10 protein-coding genes and 11 pseudogenes are annotated in these 18,890 nt (G+C 60.1%); 13 read left to right on the plus strand and 8 right to left on the minus strand.

Features of this window, described 5'->3' with window-relative positions; translation table 11 throughout:
* Window positions 1–64 precede the first annotated feature (64 nt).
* Together SBI20_RS13810 and SBI20_RS13815 are read left to right on the plus strand one after the other, a co-directional pair.
* Window positions 65–319: pseudogene (locus tag SBI20_RS13810) on the plus strand (transposase); the annotation flags it as partial.
* Window positions 320–395: 76 nt separating this feature from the next.
* Window positions 396–1,472, plus strand: a complete 1,077-nt coding sequence (locus SBI20_RS13815) for an IS5 family transposase (RefSeq protein ID WP_317975571.1) — start codon at window positions 396–398, stop codon at window positions 1,470–1,472.
* A 106-nt stretch (window positions 1,473–1,578) separates the two neighbouring features.
* Here SBI20_RS13815 and SBI20_RS13820 read toward each other — a convergent pair whose 3' ends face one another.
* From SBI20_RS13820 to SBI20_RS13830, 3 genes are all read right to left on the minus strand, one after another.
* The gene (locus SBI20_RS13820) at window positions 1,579–2,415 is read right to left on the minus strand and encodes an IS5 family transposase (RefSeq protein ID WP_317975572.1); all 837 of its coding nucleotides are present in this window, start codon (window positions 2,413–2,415) and stop codon (window positions 1,579–1,581) included.
* 101 nt (window positions 2,416–2,516) lie between these two features.
* Window positions 2,517–3,713: a lipopolysaccharide biosynthesis protein gene (locus SBI20_RS13825; RefSeq protein ID WP_317975573.1), complete on the minus strand. Its 1,197-nt coding sequence runs from the start codon at window positions 3,711–3,713 to the stop codon at window positions 2,517–2,519.
* Window positions 3,714–3,764: 51 nt separating this feature from the next.
* The gene (locus tag SBI20_RS13830; protein WP_317975574.1) at window positions 3,765–4,970 is read right to left on the minus strand and encodes a DUF4874 domain-containing protein; all 1,206 of its coding nucleotides are present in this window, start codon (window positions 4,968–4,970) and stop codon (window positions 3,765–3,767) included.
* A 79-nt stretch (window positions 4,971–5,049) separates the two neighbouring features.
* Here SBI20_RS13830 and SBI20_RS13835 point away from each other — a divergent pair.
* From SBI20_RS13835 to SBI20_RS13845, 3 pseudogenes are all read left to right on the plus strand, one after another.
* Window positions 5,050–5,245 (plus strand): annotated as a pseudogene (locus SBI20_RS13835) (transposase); the annotation flags it as partial.
* Between the two features lie 95 nt (window positions 5,246–5,340).
* A pseudogene (locus SBI20_RS13840) lies at window positions 5,341–5,454 on the plus strand (transposase); the annotation flags it as partial.
* A gap of 68 nt (window positions 5,455–5,522) precedes the next feature.
* Window positions 5,523–5,864: pseudogene (locus tag SBI20_RS13845) on the plus strand (transposase); the annotation flags it as partial.
* Between the two features lie 292 nt (window positions 5,865–6,156).
* Here the strand turns inward: SBI20_RS13845 and SBI20_RS13850 are convergent.
* The 4 genes and pseudogenes from SBI20_RS13850 to SBI20_RS13865 all read right to left on the minus strand — a co-directional run.
* Window positions 6,157–6,429, minus strand: a pseudogene (locus SBI20_RS13850) (IS5/IS1182 family transposase); the annotation flags it as partial.
* A gap of 38 nt (window positions 6,430–6,467) precedes the next feature.
* Window positions 6,468–7,430, minus strand: a pseudogene (locus SBI20_RS13855) (IS3 family transposase); the annotation flags it as partial.
* Window positions 7,431–7,444: 14 nt separating this feature from the next.
* Window positions 7,445–8,383, minus strand: a complete 939-nt coding sequence (locus SBI20_RS13860) for an IS110 family RNA-guided transposase (RefSeq protein WP_317973750.1) — start codon at window positions 8,381–8,383, stop codon at window positions 7,445–7,447.
* A gap of 222 nt (window positions 8,384–8,605) precedes the next feature.
* Window positions 8,606–8,896, minus strand: a pseudogene (locus SBI20_RS13865) (transposase); the annotation flags it as partial.
* A 56-nt stretch (window positions 8,897–8,952) separates the two neighbouring features.
* On the opposite strand from SBI20_RS13865, the pseudogene SBI20_RS13870 reads away from it, so the two are divergent.
* The 7 genes and pseudogenes from SBI20_RS13870 to SBI20_RS13900 form a co-directional block, all read left to right on the plus strand.
* Window positions 8,953–9,651: pseudogene (locus SBI20_RS13870) on the plus strand (IS5 family transposase); the annotation flags it as partial.
* A 168-nt stretch (window positions 9,652–9,819) separates the two neighbouring features.
* Window positions 9,820–10,689: pseudogene (locus tag SBI20_RS13875) on the plus strand (IS701 family transposase); the annotation flags it as partial.
* Window positions 10,690–10,925: 236 nt separating this feature from the next.
* Window positions 10,926–12,002 (plus strand): IS5 family transposase, encoded by a 1,077-nt coding sequence (locus SBI20_RS13880; RefSeq protein WP_317975575.1) that lies wholly within the window; start codon window positions 10,926–10,928, stop codon window positions 12,000–12,002.
* 147 nt (window positions 12,003–12,149) lie between these two features.
* Window positions 12,150–13,168 (plus strand): annotated as a pseudogene (locus tag SBI20_RS13885) (IS3 family transposase); the annotation flags it as partial.
* Window positions 13,169–13,543: 375 nt separating this feature from the next.
* Complete coding sequence (gene gmd / locus SBI20_RS13890; protein WP_317975576.1) at window positions 13,544–14,671, plus strand: GDP-mannose 4,6-dehydratase; 1,128 nt, start codon at window positions 13,544–13,546, stop codon at window positions 14,669–14,671.
* Window positions 14,672–14,686: 15 nt separating this feature from the next.
* Entirely contained in the window at window positions 14,687–15,652 is a 966-nt protein-coding gene (fcl, locus tag SBI20_RS13895) for a GDP-L-fucose synthase (protein ID WP_317975577.1), read from the plus strand.
* A 56-nt stretch (window positions 15,653–15,708) separates the two neighbouring features.
* The gene (locus tag SBI20_RS13900; RefSeq protein ID WP_317975578.1) at window positions 15,709–16,920 is read left to right on the plus strand and encodes a WcaI family glycosyltransferase; all 1,212 of its coding nucleotides are present in this window, start codon (window positions 15,709–15,711) and stop codon (window positions 16,918–16,920) included.
* A gap of 109 nt (window positions 16,921–17,029) precedes the next feature.
* Here the strand turns inward: SBI20_RS13900 and SBI20_RS13905 are convergent.
* Window positions 17,030–17,236, minus strand: a pseudogene (locus SBI20_RS13905) (transposase); the annotation flags it as partial.
* 64 nt (window positions 17,237–17,300) lie between these two features.
* On the opposite strand from SBI20_RS13905, the gene SBI20_RS13910 reads away from it, so the two are divergent.
* A protein-coding gene (locus tag SBI20_RS13910; protein WP_317975579.1) for an IS3 family transposase occupies window positions 17,301–18,472 on the plus strand; the annotation gives its coding sequence in 2 pieces (ribosomal slippage) (window positions 17,301–17,571 and window positions 17,571–18,472; 1,173 coding nt in all).
* The last annotated feature ends 418 nt before the right edge of the window (window positions 18,473–18,890 follow it).

Genomic DNA, 18,890 nt, shown 5'->3' on the forward strand with positions numbered 1-18,890 from the left:
CTGAGGTGGTGCCGATTTTCTGGACAGGGTGATAAGCTCAGCCTGACCTGAGGAACGGACCGGAATGAAGACGACGAGAAAGCGCTACAGCGCGGATTTCAAAGCCAAGGTTGCGATGGAAGCGATCCGGGGCGATTTGACGCTGGCGGAACTGGCTGCCAAGCACGGCGTGCATCACACGATGATCGGCGCATGGAAGCGTCAGGCGATGGATGGCATGGCCAGCCTGTTTGACGGCGGCGATCAGGCTGCCAAGGCGTCCAGTGAGGCGGAGATCGAGAAACTGCACGCCAAGATCGGGCAACTGCTGGTGGAGCGTGCTGGGCACCTCCATTTACCGCTATTCAAATGGTGGGTTGTGATGATTCACTGCCCTCGGACGATAGGAGCGGCAGATGCGGCAATCGGGGCTTTTCGGCTTATCGGATCACATGAAGCGTCTTTCTGCTGACGGCGACCCACTGGAGGTTCTGGCGCGAGTCATCGACTTTGAAGCGTTCCGGCCGACATTGGTGGCGGCCCTTTCCTATTCTGACGGCGCCAAGGGCGGTCGGCCGCCGTATGACCCGGTGGTGATGCTCAAGGTGCTGGTGCTTGCCGCGCAGAACAATGTTTCGGACGCGCGCATGGAATGGCTGATCCGCGACCGGTTAAGTTGGTTGCGGTTTCTGGGCTTCGACCTTGGCGCGGCCACGCCAGATGCCAACACGATCAGGATGTTTCGTGAGCGCCTGACCAATGCCGGGGCGCTCGACACATTGTTTGGCGATTTTGACCGCCAGTTGAAGGAGCGAGGCTATTTGCCCATGGGCGGGCAGATCGTCGATGCCACACTGGTGGCGGCGCCCAAGCAGAGGAACACCGAGGCTGAGCGAATGGCGGTGAAAGAGGGCAAGAGCGCCGCCGAAATCTGGCCGGACGAACCGGCCAAGGCGCGGCAAAAGGATACCGATGCACGCTGGACGCTGAAGTTCGCCAAGGCCCGCCCCGCCGCCGATGGCAGGCCGCAGGATGATATCGCCATCCCCAGCTTTGGCTACAAAAGCAGTATCTCCATCTGCCGGGCCTTTGGCTTCATCCGCAAGGGCAAGACCACCGACGGCGCGCGCTACGACGGGCGCATGCTGCGCGATGTCGTCACCAACGACAACACCGCCTCGGACGTATGGGGGGATACAGCCTACCGCAGCCAGAGCAATGAGCGCTGGCTGAAATCCCAGGGCCGGGTCAGCCGCATTCACCGCAGGAAGCCCAAGGGCAAGCCGATGCCCGCCAATGTCCGGCGCGGCAACGCGACCAAATCCAGCGTGCGCGCCCGGGTCGAGCATGTCTTTGCGCATCAGAAGGCGAAAATGGGCCTGTTCATCCGCACCATCGGCATCAAGCGCGCCGAAGCGAAAATCACGCTCGCCAATCTGGCCTTCAACATGCACCGCCTGGTATTCCACGAAACACGGGCGGCGGCGGGATAATTGCGCCTCAATGGCCGAAACCCCGTCCTCATACCCAGGCTGGCACACCAAAATGCCGAGAAAATTGGGCCGTTCAAGCGCTCGCATTGAGGCCAGCGCGCCGTCATCACGCCTTCGCTGTCAAATCCGATCGGTAAATGGAGGTGCCCAGCTGGATCGAGGCGATGAACAGCCAAGCGGTTGCTGACGCGACGGTTTGCTCGAAGTCCTTGGCGAGACGGCGATTTCGGTTGAGCCATGCCAGCGTCCGCTCGACGACCCAACGGCGCGGTAGGACGACGAAGCCCTTGGACGTATCGGACCGTTTGACGATCTCGATGGTCCATTTGCCGATCCGGCGCAGCGCCTGGCGGAGTTTGTCGCCCGCATAGCCGCCATCGGCAAACACATGGCGCAGCCATGGGAACCGCTTGATGATCTCCGCCAGCACCAGCGGCGCGCCATCACGGTCCTGGATATCGGCGGTGTGGATCACGGCATGGACCAGATTGCCATCGGTGTCTGTCAGGATGTGGCGCTTGCGGCCTTTGATTTTCTTGCCCGCATCGTAGCCGCGGGGGCCACCGCTTTCGGTGGTTTTGACGCTCTGGCTGTCGATAACCCCAGCACTGGGCGAGGCATCGCGCCCGGTTGTCTCGCGCACGATCAGCAATAGGGTATGATTGAGCGACAACCAGAGCCGGTTGTCCCGCCACAGGTAGAACCAGCGCCGCACTGTCGAGACAGGCGGAAAGCACGGTGGCAGCATCCGCCTCGGCAGACCGCCGCGCAACAGATACAGGATCGCCTCGACAATACGCCTGAGCGGCCACTTACGCGGGCGCCCCACATGCGACGGCGGCGGCAAAAGCGGCTCAAGCAGCGCCCATTCCGCGTCGGTCAAATCACTTGGCAAAGCAAGGTCCGTACGGGCATACTGCGCCCGAGTGGTGTCGGTCCACATCGTTGATCTCCGGTAGTCTTCGCAAAACCACCTGAATCAACCGCTTGGGCTAGCGTCAAGCTAACCCACTGACACCACTCAACTGAGTTTCGGATCAGGCTCTAAAACCGCCGTCGGGCGACGTGGTAATAGTATGCGAGAGATAGAACGTAGACCAAAGATGCGCAGCTTCTGGCAAGCGATGCCCCCAATATCCCAAAAACGTCTCCCGCAGCAAATCCAAGAACAATCGCTGTTACGCATACTATAAATGCATTTCTCAGTAAAAATTTAGTATCTCGGTTGGCGAGGTAATAACGATTATAGACATCCCCCATACCCTGCAATATTGCTCCAATACCGCAAATTTCCGACGGCAACGTCACTGATATATATTTTTCACCGTAAAGAATATGGATGGCAAATGGAACGGTAATGCAGAAACCTATGCCGATCAACGTGGCGGTTAACCAAGCATAACGGATTACGTTTTTGGGAAAACTGGGCGAACCGGGCAACTGGTTGAAATACACCGTCCCCACCGTACTCGGCAAAAGCGCCAGCGGCGCGGTCAGGGTGAGCGCGAGCGAGAACACCCCGACTTCCTCGGGCGTCCTGAATGCCTGCAAGACGAAAATACCCGACTGCGCGGTCAACGCGGCCAGAAACGTCCCCCAATAAACGTTGAGGCCCAGGTTGATGTTGCGCTTGAACAGATAAATATAGCCAAGGCGATCAAACTTTGCGGCGTAATCGCTGCGAAAAACGAGTAACGCCGCGATAACTCCTTGCGACAGAAAATAGCATGTAGAGCAGAGAATAGAATCTATCGCCATCCCGCTCAGTTTTGAAGCAAGCAACAGGGCGATAAATAACAGCGGCGGTCCGGCGTTCAGCAGACTGAGGCCAAGAAAGCTCCCTCTTGCGCGCAATGTCTCCTGCAGCAGCAGCGGCCAGGCCATCACCCCACCCAGCAATGATGCCACTAACCATCCGGCTGATATGCTGTCGGGCCGGTTTGTGGCCAGCACGATCGCTACGCACAGCCCCGCTATTACCGTCACAAACCAGGCTTGCGTGCTAGCGCCGCCCGTGACCATCCTGCGGAACGTCGGCTTTCCGGGCGCTGCCAACAGGCTTCCGGCCGATGAGAATAGCCCTAGCGTCGAGGCACTGACGGCAACCGTGACGCAGCTGATGACGAAGCGGTAATGGCCAAGTTCGCGCGGCGTCAGCAGCCGTGCGGTCATGCTGCTAGAGATCAGGCCCAAAACCAAAGCGCACATCAGGGAGCCATAAATATAGACAACGCCGCGCACAGCTTGCGGGGCCGATTTTAGATTTGGCATATAATTTTCGACTCGATGATCTCAGTTGAAATGGAAAATAAGATTCCCGGTCGTATTCGAAAACTGGACATCATCATCAGTTTCCAGAGTGATGCTTCCTCCGCTCAATGGCAACGGCGCGTTAAGGTGTATGTGTAAATGATTGACCGATCCGGGATAAAAATCCACGAGATCGCCGATTTGTTGAACCCTGTGCCCGTCATGGACCAGATACAGCGGTCGTGAGACAAGCGATCGTCCCCACCCGACATTATCGATCTGCAACATAATTTCGGAGCCGTCATCGGCCAGCTTGGCCTTACGGATCACGTATCGATAGCCGAGCCTCTCCTCAAGTTGCTTAAAGCAACCTTGCATTTTCCATCCGGCGATAATGTCACGATAATACTCAGAGTGAAGTTCGTCCAGCTGAATCGATTGAAAATAGCCCATCATCGTGTTGCATGAGTAATCTATCCGCGGCGCCAGCATGCACGTTTCGCCTTCGACAATAGGAACCTGCCGCACCTGCATATTGACATCGTCATGCGCGCCAAGGCAATCGTTCCAGAAGCCAACCTTCGGTTGAATCGCAAGAATGTCCGGCTGTTTGGCAATGTGTTCCTGCAGTGCCTTCGGGTAACGGGCTAGAATCTGGATTTGGGTGCCAGCAAGTGCTACGCGCCACTGATCGACCACGGAAGCGATAGCGCTGGGGGTTTGTTTGTCCGGGGTGTCGCCGTGCTGTTCGCCCCAAAAGCCGACCAGTCCCGACTCAACGGCAAACACCGCACGCCGGTGACTGGCAAGCACGGAGCCGAGTTGGCGGATGTGCATCGACATCAAGGATGCAGGCGCAGTTCGCGCATTGCGCGACTTCAAACCGGAACTGACTACGTCCGCAGAAGGATAATCATATAGGAAGCGTACAATTGCGCGTTGATGTGTGCGCTCCATCGCTGCGAGACTGTTTCCGAAATCGGTCATTTGGTCTTGATCGAAAGGCTTGTTGATGAACTGGTCTATCACAAAATATATGCGGACGTTCTTTTCCTGTGGGCTCACCGCGAACGAAAACGTGTTGTCGAACCTTAACTGCTTGTACAATCCTCGATCAGGATTGACGGTAGTAGACCCGGATTCCTGAAAATTCTGCGATGGCACGATCCACCTGATCTGTGCATTCACGACCGATGAGATGCCACAGGAAAGAGTTAAAGCAAAAAAAACATAAAGTATATGCTTCATATCAGAGCCCGATCTGAAAGTTGCTAGCGATAACAGTGTGTTGTAATTCAGTCGTCTTTGTGAAGATATGGGATGGATCATGGCATGGACAGATACCGCTCGGGAGGAGCATAGCCGCAAAGGGCTGCGTTATCCATCCGACATGACGGATCGTGAATGGGCGTTGCTGGCGCCCTTTATCCCGCCGGCCAGAAGAGGCGGTCGTCGCCGCACGACGGACATGCGCGAGGGCAGTCAATGCGCTGCTCTATCTGACCTCGGCGGGGTTGACCTACCCCCCGAAAGAGAGGTGGCCTGGAGAATCTGGACAGCGTAATAAGTGGATTTTCTGCCTGACGGGGGCCATGTTGGCCGCCAGACAGGAGCAGAAATGAGCAGACGACCGCGCCGGAACCACAGTCCAGCTTTCAAGGCGAAGGTGGCGCTGGCCGCGATCAAGGGCGAGAAGACACTGGCCGAACTGGCACAGCAGTTTGATGTCCACGCTAGCATTACAGTTGCACATTGCATGGAACTCTGAATCAATAGGTCTCCATGGTAAGGAGGCCGTGGATGACGGGTGCATCGATCGAGACTGCGCTGGAGCTATGGGCTTCCTCGCTGCGCGATGTGAAGTGGCGCATGCGGGGGCTGTTCACGCAGGAGCGAGTTGCGGCTTCGGCGAACCTGTTTTTGGACGGCTTGCTGGATGACGAGCGCCGTAAGACGGGTTGGATGCGCGCGGAGGCGGCCGGAGACCCTGGCCCATGGCGGCAACAGGCCATTCTGGGTCGCGGGCGCTGGGACGCGGATGGGCTGCGTGACATCGTGCGCGAATATGTCGTGGAGACCCTCGCCGCAGACGACGCGGTTCTGGTGATTGATGAGACCGGTTTCCTCAAGCAGGGCAAGGCAGGGCCTGTCAGGAATTCCGTGTACGGGGCGGCGGTTGAACATCAGGCCGCCATGGCCCGAACGAAACGATCGCCGAACAGGACGGCGAACTGAGCCTTTGCCATAGCCCACTCTCGGGCCGGCATCACCCATTCTTTCTCTGATCGATGCAGGATCAGATAGAGCAGCTGGACGCCTCGAGAAACCACTGGATTTGGCCGGTGGCGTGGAGGAAGCCACAGGGCTGGAGCCTTTTCCCTGATCCTGGAGGACTTCCGGCGTTATCAGTTGCACATTTGGGAGGGTTTTGGCCTCATGCAGGCGCAACCCGCCCCTCGAGCCAGGCCATGCGCTGGAAATTATAGACCAGATTGGCCATGCCGATCTTGATGGTTGCACGAGCGATGCCGATGGTGCGCACGATCAGGCCCATCCGGTGCTTTTGCCCGGCGAACACATGCTCGACATGAGCGCGGACCTTGGAGCGCCGGGCATTGGCCCGGGCGATCCGTTCGGGCAGAACCCGTCTGGGCAGGCGCTTCTGGTGGATGTTGCTGACGAACATGCCCTTGGCCAGGAAGGCCTTGAACCGCCCCGGCTTTCCCGGAGGCAATTTCAATTGAGTCACGCGACCATATCGAGGGTCTCTATGGCTGCATAGTAGTTTGCCTCGGCCTCGGCGGGCGGGATGTATCCGATGGGGCCGAAGAGGCGCTGATTGTTGTACCAGTCAACCCAGCGCAAGGTCGCCATTTCCACTGCCGAGGCGCTTGGCCATGACCGCTGTCGCCAGATGACCTCGGTCTTGTAGAGTCCGTTGATCGTCTCGGCCAAAGCGTTGTCGTAACTATCGCCGACGCTGCCGACTGACGGCACGAGATTGGCCTCGGCCAGGCGCTGGGTGTAGTTCATGGCCAGGTACTGAACACCCCTGTCGCTATGGTGGATCAGGCCGTCTTCCGGCCCCGGCCGCCGCGCGTGGATCGCCTGCTCCAGGGCATCCAGCACGAACCCGGCGGTGGCCGAAGTGCTGACCTTCCAGCCAACGATCCGGCGGGCATAGGCGTCGATCACGAAGGCCACGTAGACGAAGCCCGCCCAGGTGTGGACGTAGGTGAAATCGACCACCCACAGTGCGTTGGGTCGTTCAACGCGGAACTCACGATTGACTTTATCCAATGGACACGGTGCCTTGGGATTACTGACCGTGGTGACCGTCGTCTTGCCACGGCGAACGCCAGCCAGCCCCATGGCTGCCATCAGGCGTTCCACGGTGCACCGGGCAACGGCCACGCCATCACGCAGCAACTGATGCCAGACTTTGCGCGCGCCGTAGAGGCCGGAACTGGCCTCATGGACACGCTTGATCTGTGCCTTGATCTCGTCATCCCGGCGAGCACGGGCCGGACGCCTGCCGGGATCGGCAAGGCGCCGCGCGTGCTCATGATAGGAGGAGGGGGCGATCGGCTCGGCTTTGGGGCCTTCCCCCGGAAGGCCCGTCGCCTGCGCTTCCCGGCAGATCGGCTCGATACCCAGATCCTCGCGATGGCTGTCGATGAACGACATCACCATTTGCCTTGGCGGTCGAGTATCCGTCTTGGTCAAGGGCGAACAGGTTGCCAATCGCGTCCTTCACGCAACAACGTGTTTGCCAGAACGATGATGCGCCGCATGACGGCGGTGATAGCCACCTTCTTTGCTTTCCCTGCATTTACGAACTGCTGATATTTGTCACGGAAATCATGATTGAAGCGAATGGCAACCAACGCAGGCATGTAAATTGCCCGTCGAAGTGATGCCCTACCACCAATAATCCGCTCTTTGCCTTGCCACTTGCCTGACTGTTGCGTCATAGGCGCAAGCCCAGCCAGAGCGGCGATCTTTTTGCTGTCGAGATGTCCAAGCTCTGGCATGTCGATCACCAACGTGGTCGCGGTCAATCTGCCGATCCCGGGAATGGTCATGAGGCGTCTGATGCGCTCATCAAGGGTGCCACGCTGCTGAGCGATCTGCGCAATCACTTGATCCAGGGCTTTGATGTCCGTGTCGATGTCATCGATCCGGCGGCAAAGTTGGTCCTTCACAAGCGGGTTGCTCGCTGTGGCGAGACGCGTCTTTGCGGTGATCTGATCTTTGACCATGGCCCGCCTAGCTGTCAGCAACTCTCTGAGATCATGAATATCTTCGCCTTCAATGCCTTGTGGGGCCAGATCAAGGACCACGCCCATTCGTGCCAACATCCTGGCATCAACGCTGTCGGTCTTGGCCAGACGGCCGATAGCCTGAGCAAAGCGCCGCGCTTGCTTCGGATTGACCTTGATGAAAGGCTGCCCCGCCAAGCTGAGGTATCGTTCAAGCCCACGATGATATGCGCCGGTCGCCTCGAAAACGACCAACACCCCCTTATTCTTACCCAGCCATGTGCATAGCTGGGCGAAACCCTCAACCGTGTTGGGCAGGCTGAGTGCTGCGTCTTGGGAATGCCAAAACGCATCCAGGCGGTCTTTCGACACGTCGATCCCGATGGTATCCTTGGCCATCTCTTCTTTCTACCTTTGCTTGTCGTTCGGGCCCGGAGCCCACGTATCCGTTCAGGTCGTAAGAAAAGACGGAGGCTCGCCAAACTCGACCGCGGTCCTGCAAGACCAAGCTCCGCACGGCGCCGCCTCCGCCACAACCCGGCACCGCAGCTGCGGTGCCGGGTTGTGGCTCCCTTTTGCCTCAGGAGCCGGGAATTCTCATAAGACAAGCTCCGCCTGCGCAAAATACGCCGATGCCTTGCGCAGGATCTCGTTGGCCCGCCGCAGTTCCTTGACCTCGCGCTCCAACAGCTTGAGCCGGGCCTTGTCGTCGGCGGCCTGCGCGGCTGGTGCCGTTCGCCGGCTCGCCTCCTCACGGCACCAGCGGCGCAGCGTCTCGGCCGTACAGCCAATCTTGCCGGCGATCGAGGTCATCGCCTCCCACTCCGAGCCGTAATCAGCGCGATGCTCGCCAACCATGCGAACCGCGCGATCACGCACCTCAGGCGAAAACTTGTTCCGGGTCCTGCTCATCACGAAAGCTCCTTCTCACAAATAGGAGCCTCCGGGAAAGCCGGGGCGGTTCAGTATTGCTTTCAGATGAACATTTCTCGGTCGATGGCACGCTGATCGAAGCCTGGGCCAGCATGAAGAGCTTCACGCCCAAGGATGCGGGCGACTGCTCCGATGACGATGACGACCCGCTGCCGCCCAAACGCAAAGGGCGCAACGTCGAACGCGATTTCCACGGCGAGAAGCGCAGCAATGCCACCCATGCCTCAACCACCGATCCGGACGCACGCCTGTTCAAGAAGGCACGTGGGCAAGCCGCAAAGCTGTGCCACATGGGCCATGTGTTGATGGAAAACCGCCACGGCCTAGTGATCGATGCCACGTTGACCCACGCCACAGGCACCGCCGAGCGCGAGGCGGCGTTGACCATGCTGGAGCGTCTGGACGGCTGCCACCGCATCACGCTGGGCGCCGACAAAGCCTACGACACCGCCGATTTCGTTGCCAATCTGCGCGCGTTGAATGTGACGCCCCATGTCGCGCAAAACACCGCCAACCGACGTTCGGCCATCGACGGCCGCACCTCCCGGCACACTGGCTATGCCGCCAGCATCCGTATCCGTAAGCGGATCGAGGAGGTCTTCGGCTGGGCCAAGACCTGCGGCAATCTGCGCAAGACTCGCTACCGAGGGCTGCCGCGCGTGGGCTGGGCCTTCACACTGACCGCCGCCGCCTACAACTTGGTGCGCCTGCCAAAGCTCCTGGCGACAGGATAAATGCGCCCGGTGAGCGCCAAATGGGAGGTGAAAGGCCCGGATCGGCGCGCATCAGACGGAAAACGGGGCTCAGTCCCGCCGTGCATCGCATCAACGGGGGCATAGGACCCGCCAGACAGGGCCTATTTCCGCAGCCTGTTAGGCCGCCCCGTACACGGAATTCCTGACAGGCCCGGCAAGGCATCGTGCGGTGTCGCACGTCAGTATACCGGTTCGGCCGGCAAGATAACGAACTGCCAGATCGGCGTGTTCGCCACCTATGTGTCGGCGCGGGGCCATGCCTTTATCGATCGCGCTCTGTACTTGCCCAAGAACTGGACCGGCGATCCCGCGCGGCTTGTAGCTGCCCATGTGCCTGAAGCTGTAGCCTTTGCCACCAAGCCGGCGCTCGCGGTTCAAATGATACAGCGTGCGCTGGCAGCCGAAGTGCCGTTCTCCTGGGTTGCGGCGGATGCCGTGTATGGCGTCGGCGATGTAGAACAGACTCTACGCCGAGCCTGCAAAGGCTATGTTCTCGGGGTTAAATCGGACCACCGCTTCGGCTCCTGGGCTGGCAAACCTGTGGTCGCCGGCACAGCCCAGGAAATCGCACGGGACCTCGAACCAGAGGTATGGCAGCGCCTTTCTGCCGGTGAGGGCACGAAGGGCGCCCGGCTCCACGACTGGGCCTATTGCGAACTCGCCGATCTCGACGCCGACGAATATGATGAGACCCAATCAGGGCTGTGGACCCGCGGCCTTCTGATCCGCCGCAATATCAGCGACGGTGATCTTGCCTTCTTCACGACCTGGTGCCCGGCTGGCACGGGCATCCAGACCCTCGTAGCCGTCGAAGGTCATCGCTGGGCGATCGAGGACAGCTTCGAGACCGCCAAAAACGAGCTCGGCCTCGACCACAACGAAACCCGGTCGTGGCATGGCTGGCATAGCCACGTCTCTCTCGTCATGCTTGCCTTCGCCATGATGGCGGTGATCCGATATCGCGCTAATGACGCGACGCCCCCAAAAAGACCGAGGATGCGGACCAACAGAATCTGATCCGCTGGTCCATCCAGGAAATCCGACGCATCGCCAACAGGCTTGCCCAGCGCCGCATCAAGCCCGCCTACGTCATCGCATGGTCATGTTGGCGACGCGCGCATCAAGCCGCCGCCAGACGCGCTCATCTCAAAACAAAAATGCAACTGTAATGCTAACCAGATGGGCACCTCCAATTACCGCTGGTCAATTGAGGGTTGTGATGATTCACTGGCCTGGGACGATGGGAGTGGCAGATGCGTCAATCGGGGCTTTTCGGCTTATCGGATCACATGAAGCGGCTGTCTGCCCAGGGTGATCCGCTGGAGGCTCTGGAGCAAGTTATCGACTTTGAAGCGTTCCGGCCGACATTGGCGGCGGCGCTGGCCTACTCTCATGGAGCCAAGGGCGGGCGCCCGCCCTATGATCCGGTGGTGATGCTCAAGGTGCTGGTGCTTGCCGCGCAGAACAACGTCTCGGATGCGCGCATGGAATGGCTGATCCGCGACCGGTTGAGTTGGTTGCGGTTTCTGGGCTTCGACCTTGGCGCGGCAACGCCCGATGCCAACACGATCAGGACGTTCCGGGAGCGGCTGACCAATGCTGGGGCGCTCGACGGATTGTTCGCTGATTTTGACCGCCAGTTGAAGGAGCGAGGCTATTTGCCCATGGGCGGGCAGATCGTCGATGCCACACTGGTGGCGGCGCCCAAGCAGAGGAACACCGAGGCCGAGCGAATGGCGGTAAAAGAGGGCAAGAACGCCGCCGAGATCTGGCCGGACGAACCGGCCAAGGCGCGGCAGAAGGACACCGATGCACGCTGGACGCTGAAGTTCGCCAAGGCCCGCCCCACCGCCGATGGCAGGCCGCAGGCCGATATCGCCATCCCGAGCTTTGGCTACAAAAGCAGCATTGCGATTTGCCGGGCCTTCGGTTTCATCCGCAAGGGCAAGACCACCGACGGTGCGTGCTACGATGGGCGGATGTTGAGCGATGTCGTCACCAACGACAACACCGCCTCGGACGTCTGGGCGGATACCGCCTATCGCAGCCAGAGCAATGAGCGTTGGCTCAAGTCCCAGGGTCGGGTCAGCCGCATTCACCGCAGGAAGCCCAAGGGAAAGCCGATGCCCGCCAATGTCAGGCGCGGCAACGCCACCAAATCCAGCGTTCGCGCCCGGGTCGAGCATGTCTTTGCGCATCAGAAGGCAAAAATGGGCCTGTTCATCCGCACCATCGGCATCAAGCGCGCGGAGGCCAAAATTACGCTCGCAAACCTGGCCTTCAACATGCACCGCCTGGTCTTCCACGAGACGCGGGCGGCGGCGGGATAATTGCGCCTCAATGGCGGAAACCCGGCCCCCATACCGAGGCGGGGACGGTAAAATACCGACAAAATTGGGTGTTCCAGTGTTCACGCTCAGGCCAGCCCACCCTCATCACGCCTTCGCTGCCAAATCCGACCGGTAAATGGAGGTGTCCAGATCACGACTTGGCGCACCCAGTTACTGGAAGGGGCGGCGGGCATGTTCGGTGGCGAGAGTGCCGCGGAGAACGCGGAACCTGCCGTCGACGTCAAAACGCTTCACGCCAAGATCGGTGAACTGACGCTTGCGAACGATTTTTTGGCAGGCGCGCTCGGCAAAGCTGGTCTGTTGCCGAGCGCAAAGCGATGACTGATCGGTCACACAGCCTGCCGGTGGCGCGTCAGGCCAGGGAACTGGGGATCAGTCGAAGCAGCGTGTATTATCTGTCCGCGCCGGTGTCCGCGACCGACCTGGGCATCATGCGGCGCATGGACGAGTTGCACCTGGAATACCCGTTTGCGGGCAGCCGGATGCTGCGCGACCTGCTGCGTCAGGACGGCACCGCGATCGGGCGCTGCCACGTCGCCACCTTGATGAAGAGGATGGCGATCGAGGCGATCTATCGCCGGCCCAACACGTCGAAGCCCGCCACTGGGCACAGGATCTACCCGTATTTGCTGCGGAAATTGCCAATCACACGGCCCAGTCAGGTGTGGGCAACAGACATCAGCTACATCCCCATGGCCCGGGGCTTTGTCTATCTGGTCGTCATTGTCGACTGGTTCAGCCGCAAGGTTCTGAGCCACCGCGTATCGATCGCGATGGAGGCCGATTTCTGCGTTGAGGCGCTGGAGGAAGCGATCGCTCGCTATGGTAGGCCGGAGATCTTCAACACCGACCAGGGCAGCCAATTCACGAGCATGGCCTTCACTGGTGTACTCCTGCGCGAGAAGATCGCCATAAGCATGGATGGCAGGGGCGCCTGGCGCGACAATGTCGTGGTCGAGCGCTTGTGGCGATCGGTCAAATATGAGGAAGTCTATCTCAAGGCCTATGGCACGGTCAGCGAGGCCCGGGCCGGAATTGGTCGGTATCTGCGCTTTTACAACGAGAAGAGGCCCCATTCGAGCCTGGCTGCTCGAACGCCCGACCAATCCTATTTTGACAATCTGCCCACGACAATGGCAGCATGACTTTTGGCCGCCGGTGCAGGGCCTCATTCCAGTCGGGCTACGCCCTTCTTCCATGAGGCCCCGCACCGGCGTATGAAACGACACCGGCAGATGATCCACTTATCGGTGGCCAATCGCTGTTCAGGCTAACCCGGCCACCTCTTTTTTGTTGGGCGCGCCCTGTTTTAATGTATTTTTGCACCGTATTTGCAGTAATTCGTCATGTCTTCAATTGGTCGCAATTGTGCACATGCAGCATAAAGGCATTGACGGGCGCCTTGTTAATGGCAGATAGTTTGTAAGAAGCTCTGGCAGAGAGGTTGGTGGCACGGCGAGCCCGAAGGGGTCTTTGCTGTCGGTCGACAGGCTGTCTTCGATGATTGAAGGGAACGGGCGTTGAGCGGTAAGAAGGTTGCCCTTATCACGGGCGTGACGGGCCAGGACGGTTCTTATCTGGCGGAATTTCTGCTCGAAAAGGGCTATGAGGTGCATGGTATCAAGCGCCGTGCCTCGCTGTTCAATACGCAGCGTATCGATCATATCTACCAGGATCCGCACACTCCGTCGCCTGATCTCAAGCTGCACTATGGCGACTTGTCGGATACCTCGAACCTGACGCGTATCGTTCAGGAAATCCAGCCGGACGAAGTCTACAATCTGGGCGCGCAGAGCCACGTCGCTGTCAGCTTCGAGGCTCCTGAATATACCGCCGATGTCGACGCCATCGGGACGCTGCGCCTGCTTGAGGCGATCCGTTTCCTCGGTCTGGAAAAGAAGACCCGCTTCTATCAGGCTTCGACTTCTGAACTCTATGGTCTGGTTCAGGAAATTCCGCAGCGCGAGACGACGCCGTTCTATCCGCGTTCGCCCTACGCCGTGGCCAAGCTCTATGCCTACTGGATCACGGTCAACTACCGTGAAGCCTATGGCATGTATGCGTGCAACGGTGTGCTGTTCAACCACGAGAGCCCGCGTCGCGGCGAAACCTTTGTGACCCGCAAGATCACGCGCGGCCTTGCCAATATCGCGCAAGGGCTCGAGCCGTGCCTCTACATGGGCAACATTGATTCCCTGCGCGACTGGGGGCACGCCAAGGACTATGTCCGCATGCAGTGGATGATGCTGCAGCAGGACCAGCCCGAAGACTTCGTGATCGCCACCGGCGTCCAGTATTCGGTGCGCGAGTTCATCACCTGGTCAGCGGCGCACCTGGGCATCACGCTGCGTTTCGAGGGTGAGGGCGTCGACGAGGTCGGCATCGTCGACGCGGTGACCGGCCAGGACGCTCCCTCGGTGGCCGAGGGCGATGTGATCGTGCGCATCGATCCGCGTTATTTCCGCCCCGCCGAAGTCGAGACGCTGCTGGGCGATCCGGCCAAGGCCAAGGAAAAGCTGGGCTGGGTGCCGGAAATCAAGGTCCAGACCATGTGCGAGGAAATGGTCGCCGAGGATCTCAAGGTCGCCAAGCGTCACGCCCTGCTCAAGCAGCATGGCTTCAACGTTCCGGTCTCGCTGGAATCCTGAAGGGAGCACAAGGCGATGCGTGTCTTCGTTGCAGGCCACCGCGGCATGGTGGGCGGGGCTATCACCCGCAAGCTGACCGAGCGGGGGGTGGACGTGGTGACACGCACGCGCACCCAGCTCGATCTGACCAGTCAGGATGCGGTGAAGGCCTTCTTCGCCGCCGAGCCGGTCGATGCGGTCGTGCTGGCGGCGGCCAAGGTGGGGGGCATCCATGCCAACAACACCTACCCGGCCGACTTCATCTACGAAAACCTGATGATCGAGTGCAACGTGATCCATCAGGCCTTTGCTGCAGGCGTCGGCAAGCTCTTGTTTCTGGGCTCTTCGTGCATCTATCCTCGCGCCGTGGCCCAGCCCATGCGCGAGGATGCGCTGCTGACCGGCATTCTCGAACCCACGAACGAGCCCTATGCGGTCGCCAAGATCGCCGGGATCAAGCTGTGCGAGAGCTACAACCGGCAATATGGCACCGACTATCGCAGCGTGATGCCCACCAACCTCTATGGTCCGGGGGACAACTTCCATCCCGAGAACAGCCATGTCATGCCCGCGCTTATCCGCCGCTTCCACGAAGCCGTGCGTGATGGCGTGAAGCAGGTGGCAATCTGGGGATCGGGCACGCCGCGTCGTGAATTCCTCCATGTGGACGACATGGCGCAGGCCTCGCTCTTCGTGCTCGACCTCCCGCTGGAGGTGTACGAGGCCAATACCCAGCCCATGCTCAGCCACATCAACGTCGGCTATGGCGAGGACGTGACCATTCGCGAACTGGCGGAACTGGTGGCCAGGGTCACCGGCTTTACCGGCGAGATCGTGTTCGATGCCAGCAAGCCCGACGGCACCATGCGCAAGCTCATGGATTCGAGCCGTCTTGAGGCGATGGGCTGGAAACCCTCGGTCGTCCTCGAACAGGGCGTGGCCGAAACCTACCAGTGGTTTCTCGACAATGTCGTGCAGGAGCGATCGGTTGCTCCTGCCTGATGATCCGGTCGCCACGATAATGCTCCCCCCGCTTCTTGTCTGGCAGGTCTGATCTCGTGAACATCCTGATCCTGGGTATCAATTACGCGCCCGAAATGGTCGGCATCGGGCCTTATACGGCGGGCACGGCGCAGTTTCTGGCGCAAGCCGGACACAGTGTTACGGTCGTTGCATCCAAGCCCTATTACCCGCAGTGGAAGGTCGATCCGGCCTATGCCGGAGGTGGGGCACGGGTTTCGGTGGAGAAGGGCGTGCGCGTGGTCCGCGTGCCCAACTATGTGCCCGAGAATCCGGATGGCAAGCGGCGCCTGCTGCACCATATGACCTTTACGGCAAGGGCTCTGTCCACGCTTCTGGCCGAAGCGCGCCGCAACAAGCCCGATGTCGTGATCGGCATCGCGCCTTCGCTGATCTCGATGATGGCCGCGCGCGTCGTGGCGCGGCAGACCGGCGCCAAGTTCTGGCTGCATATCCAGGATTTCGAGGTCGAAGCCGCTTTCGCTACCGGCCTGCTCAAGGATGGCGGCATGCTGGGCCATGCGGCGCGGCGGTTCGAGAGTTGGGCTATCGCGGCTGACCGCGTGAGCACGATTTCGCTCCAGATGTGCGCCAAGCTGCGCGAAAAGGGCGTGCCTGCCGACCATATCGTCGAATTCCGCAACTGGGCCAATATCGATGAAGTCGTGCCCCTTGAGGGGCCTTCGTCCTATCGGGCCGAATGGGGCATAGAGCGGCCCCATGTGGCGATCTATTCGGGCAATATCGCCAACAAGCAGGGCATCGAGATCGTGGTCGAGGCCGCGCGCCTGCTCCGGCATCGGAAGGACCTGATGTTCGTTGTCTGCGGCAACGGCCCCAACCGCGCGCGCCTGATCGAAAGCTCGGTCGACCTCGACAACATCCAGTTCCACGACCTGCAACCGCGCGAGCGCCTGTCCGACCTCCTGGGCATGGCCAGCGTCCATCTCCTCCCCCAGATCGCCGGGGCCGCCGACCTGGTGCTCCCCTCCAAGCTCACCAACATGCTCGCCTCAGGCCGCGCCATCGCCGCCACCGCCGAACCGGGCACTGGCCTTGCCGCCGAAATGGAAGGCTGCGGCCTGATCACCCCTCCGGGCGACGTCAGGCGCTTTGCCGGAGCGATCGAAGCCCTTCTGGATGACGCCGCCCAGCGCGAAGCCTTCGGCCAGACCGCCCGCCAGCGCGCAGAAGAACGCTGGAGCCGTGCCAGGATTCTTGCCCAGTTTGCTCGCGAGTTGTTGAGGTGAGGTGGTATTGGCCTGCTGCCGGTTTGATGGACACCGAGATAAGCTTCTTTAGGCTACCCCCGCCTGGCGTTCGAAGTCGATAGGGCTGAGAGCCTGATCCGAAAGTTTCTCATGCGCAGCAATAGGTTGCGGTTCTTCGGCTGACCATGCGGATGGAAGCGATGAGCGCCCAGGCAGTTGAAGATGCGATGGTGTTTTCCCAATCCTTGGCCAGGCGGCGGCACCTGCCCAGCCATGCAAAGGTCCTTTCGACAACCCACCGGCGAGGCAGAATGACGAAGCCCTTGGCGGCATCCGAGCGTTTGATGATCTCGATGTGAGGTGGTGCCGATTTTCTGGACAGGGTGATAAGCTCAGCCTGACCTGAGGAACGGACCGGAATGAAGACGACGAGAAAGCGCTACAGCGCGGATTTCAAAGCCAAGGTTGCGATGGAAGCGATCCGGGGCGATTTGACGCTGGCGGAACTGGCTGCCAAGCACGGCGTGCATCACACGATGATCGGCGCATGGAAGCGTCAGGCGATGGATGGCATGGCCAGCCTGTTTGACGGCGGCGATCAGGCTGCCAAGGCGTCCAGTGAGGCGGAGATCGAGAAACTGCACGCCAAGATCGGGCAACTGCTGGTGGAGCGAGATTTTTTGGCACGCGCCTCCGGTCGGTGAGTATGGATCGGAGGCGAAAGATGATCGAGCCCGACAACCCGGACCTGTCGATCACGGCGCAATGCCGCCTGCTCTCCATCAGCCGCTCGGGCTATTATTACGCGCCGGTGCCGGAGAATGGCGCCACGCTGGCGCTGATGGCCGTGATCGACCAAGTGTTCATGGATTGCCCGTGGTATGGCAGCCGGCAGATGGCTCGTCACCTGCAGCGGATGGGCCATGCCGTTGGTCGCCGCCGGGTACGGCGCCTGATGGCCAAGATGGGTCTGGCGGCGATATACCAACGGCCGCGTACCAGCGATCCGCACCCCGAGCATCGGATCTATCCGTATCTGCTGCGCGATTTGGCCATCACGCGGCCCAATCAAGTGTGGTGCGCGGATGTGACGTATCTGCCGATGCGGCGCGGCTTTCTGTATCTGGTGGCCATCATGGATTGGGCAACTCGCCAGGTGCTGGCCTGGCGCATATCCAACACGATGGACGCCGGGTTCTGCGTCGAGGCGCTGCAGGACGCCATGGCCCGCTACGGCAAGCCTGAGATCTTCAATACCGATCAGGGCAGTCAATTTACCAGTCATGCCTTCACCAGCGTGCTGCGGGCAGCAGAGGTGCGGATCAGCATGGATGGGCGAGGCCGCTGGATGGACAACGTCTTCATCGAACGCCTCTGGCGATCAGTGAAATACGAGTGCGTTTATCTCCACACCTTCGAGACTGGCAGCGAACTGCGGGCGGGTCTGGCGCGCTGGTTCACCTACTATAACCACCATAGGCCCCATTCCGCCCTTGCCGGCAGAACCCCGGCAAAGGCATATGGACACATCGCTCCATCAGATCATGGGGGGCATGCCCCCCATGATCTGATGACCAAACTCGCGGCATGACGACATCGGCTTGAGCTTAACTTTGCCGCGAACCTGTAGCACGGCAATCTGGATGAGAACGCGCGACAATGAAGATGAGAATCCGGTGTGTTGGGATCGGCGCGGGGCGTAGCCCGGAGCCGATCCCAACACACCGGAGGCATTCTGTTTCAGAGTGTCTGTGATGGTCGTGGTGGCCGCTATGCATGAGGTTTTCCCAGAAGGAGGACCTGACGTGTGGCCGGTCGACACATCAATGATCATCAGGTGAGACTTTTCATGACCAACAGACGTAATGCGCCCGTCGCTCTGGCGGCGGCAAAGGCCGGGTTCAGCACGGCCACCGGCTACCGCTTGCTGCAAAGCGGCGAACTCCCATCCCAGAGGCAAAGCGCTCGCAGCCGCAGACGCCCAGATCCCTTGGCGGGGATATTCGAAG

The sequence above is a fragment of the Novosphingobium sp. IK01 genome, assembly GCF_033242265.1.
Classification (GTDB): Bacteria; Pseudomonadota; Alphaproteobacteria; order Sphingomonadales; family Sphingomonadaceae; genus Novosphingobium; species Novosphingobium pituita.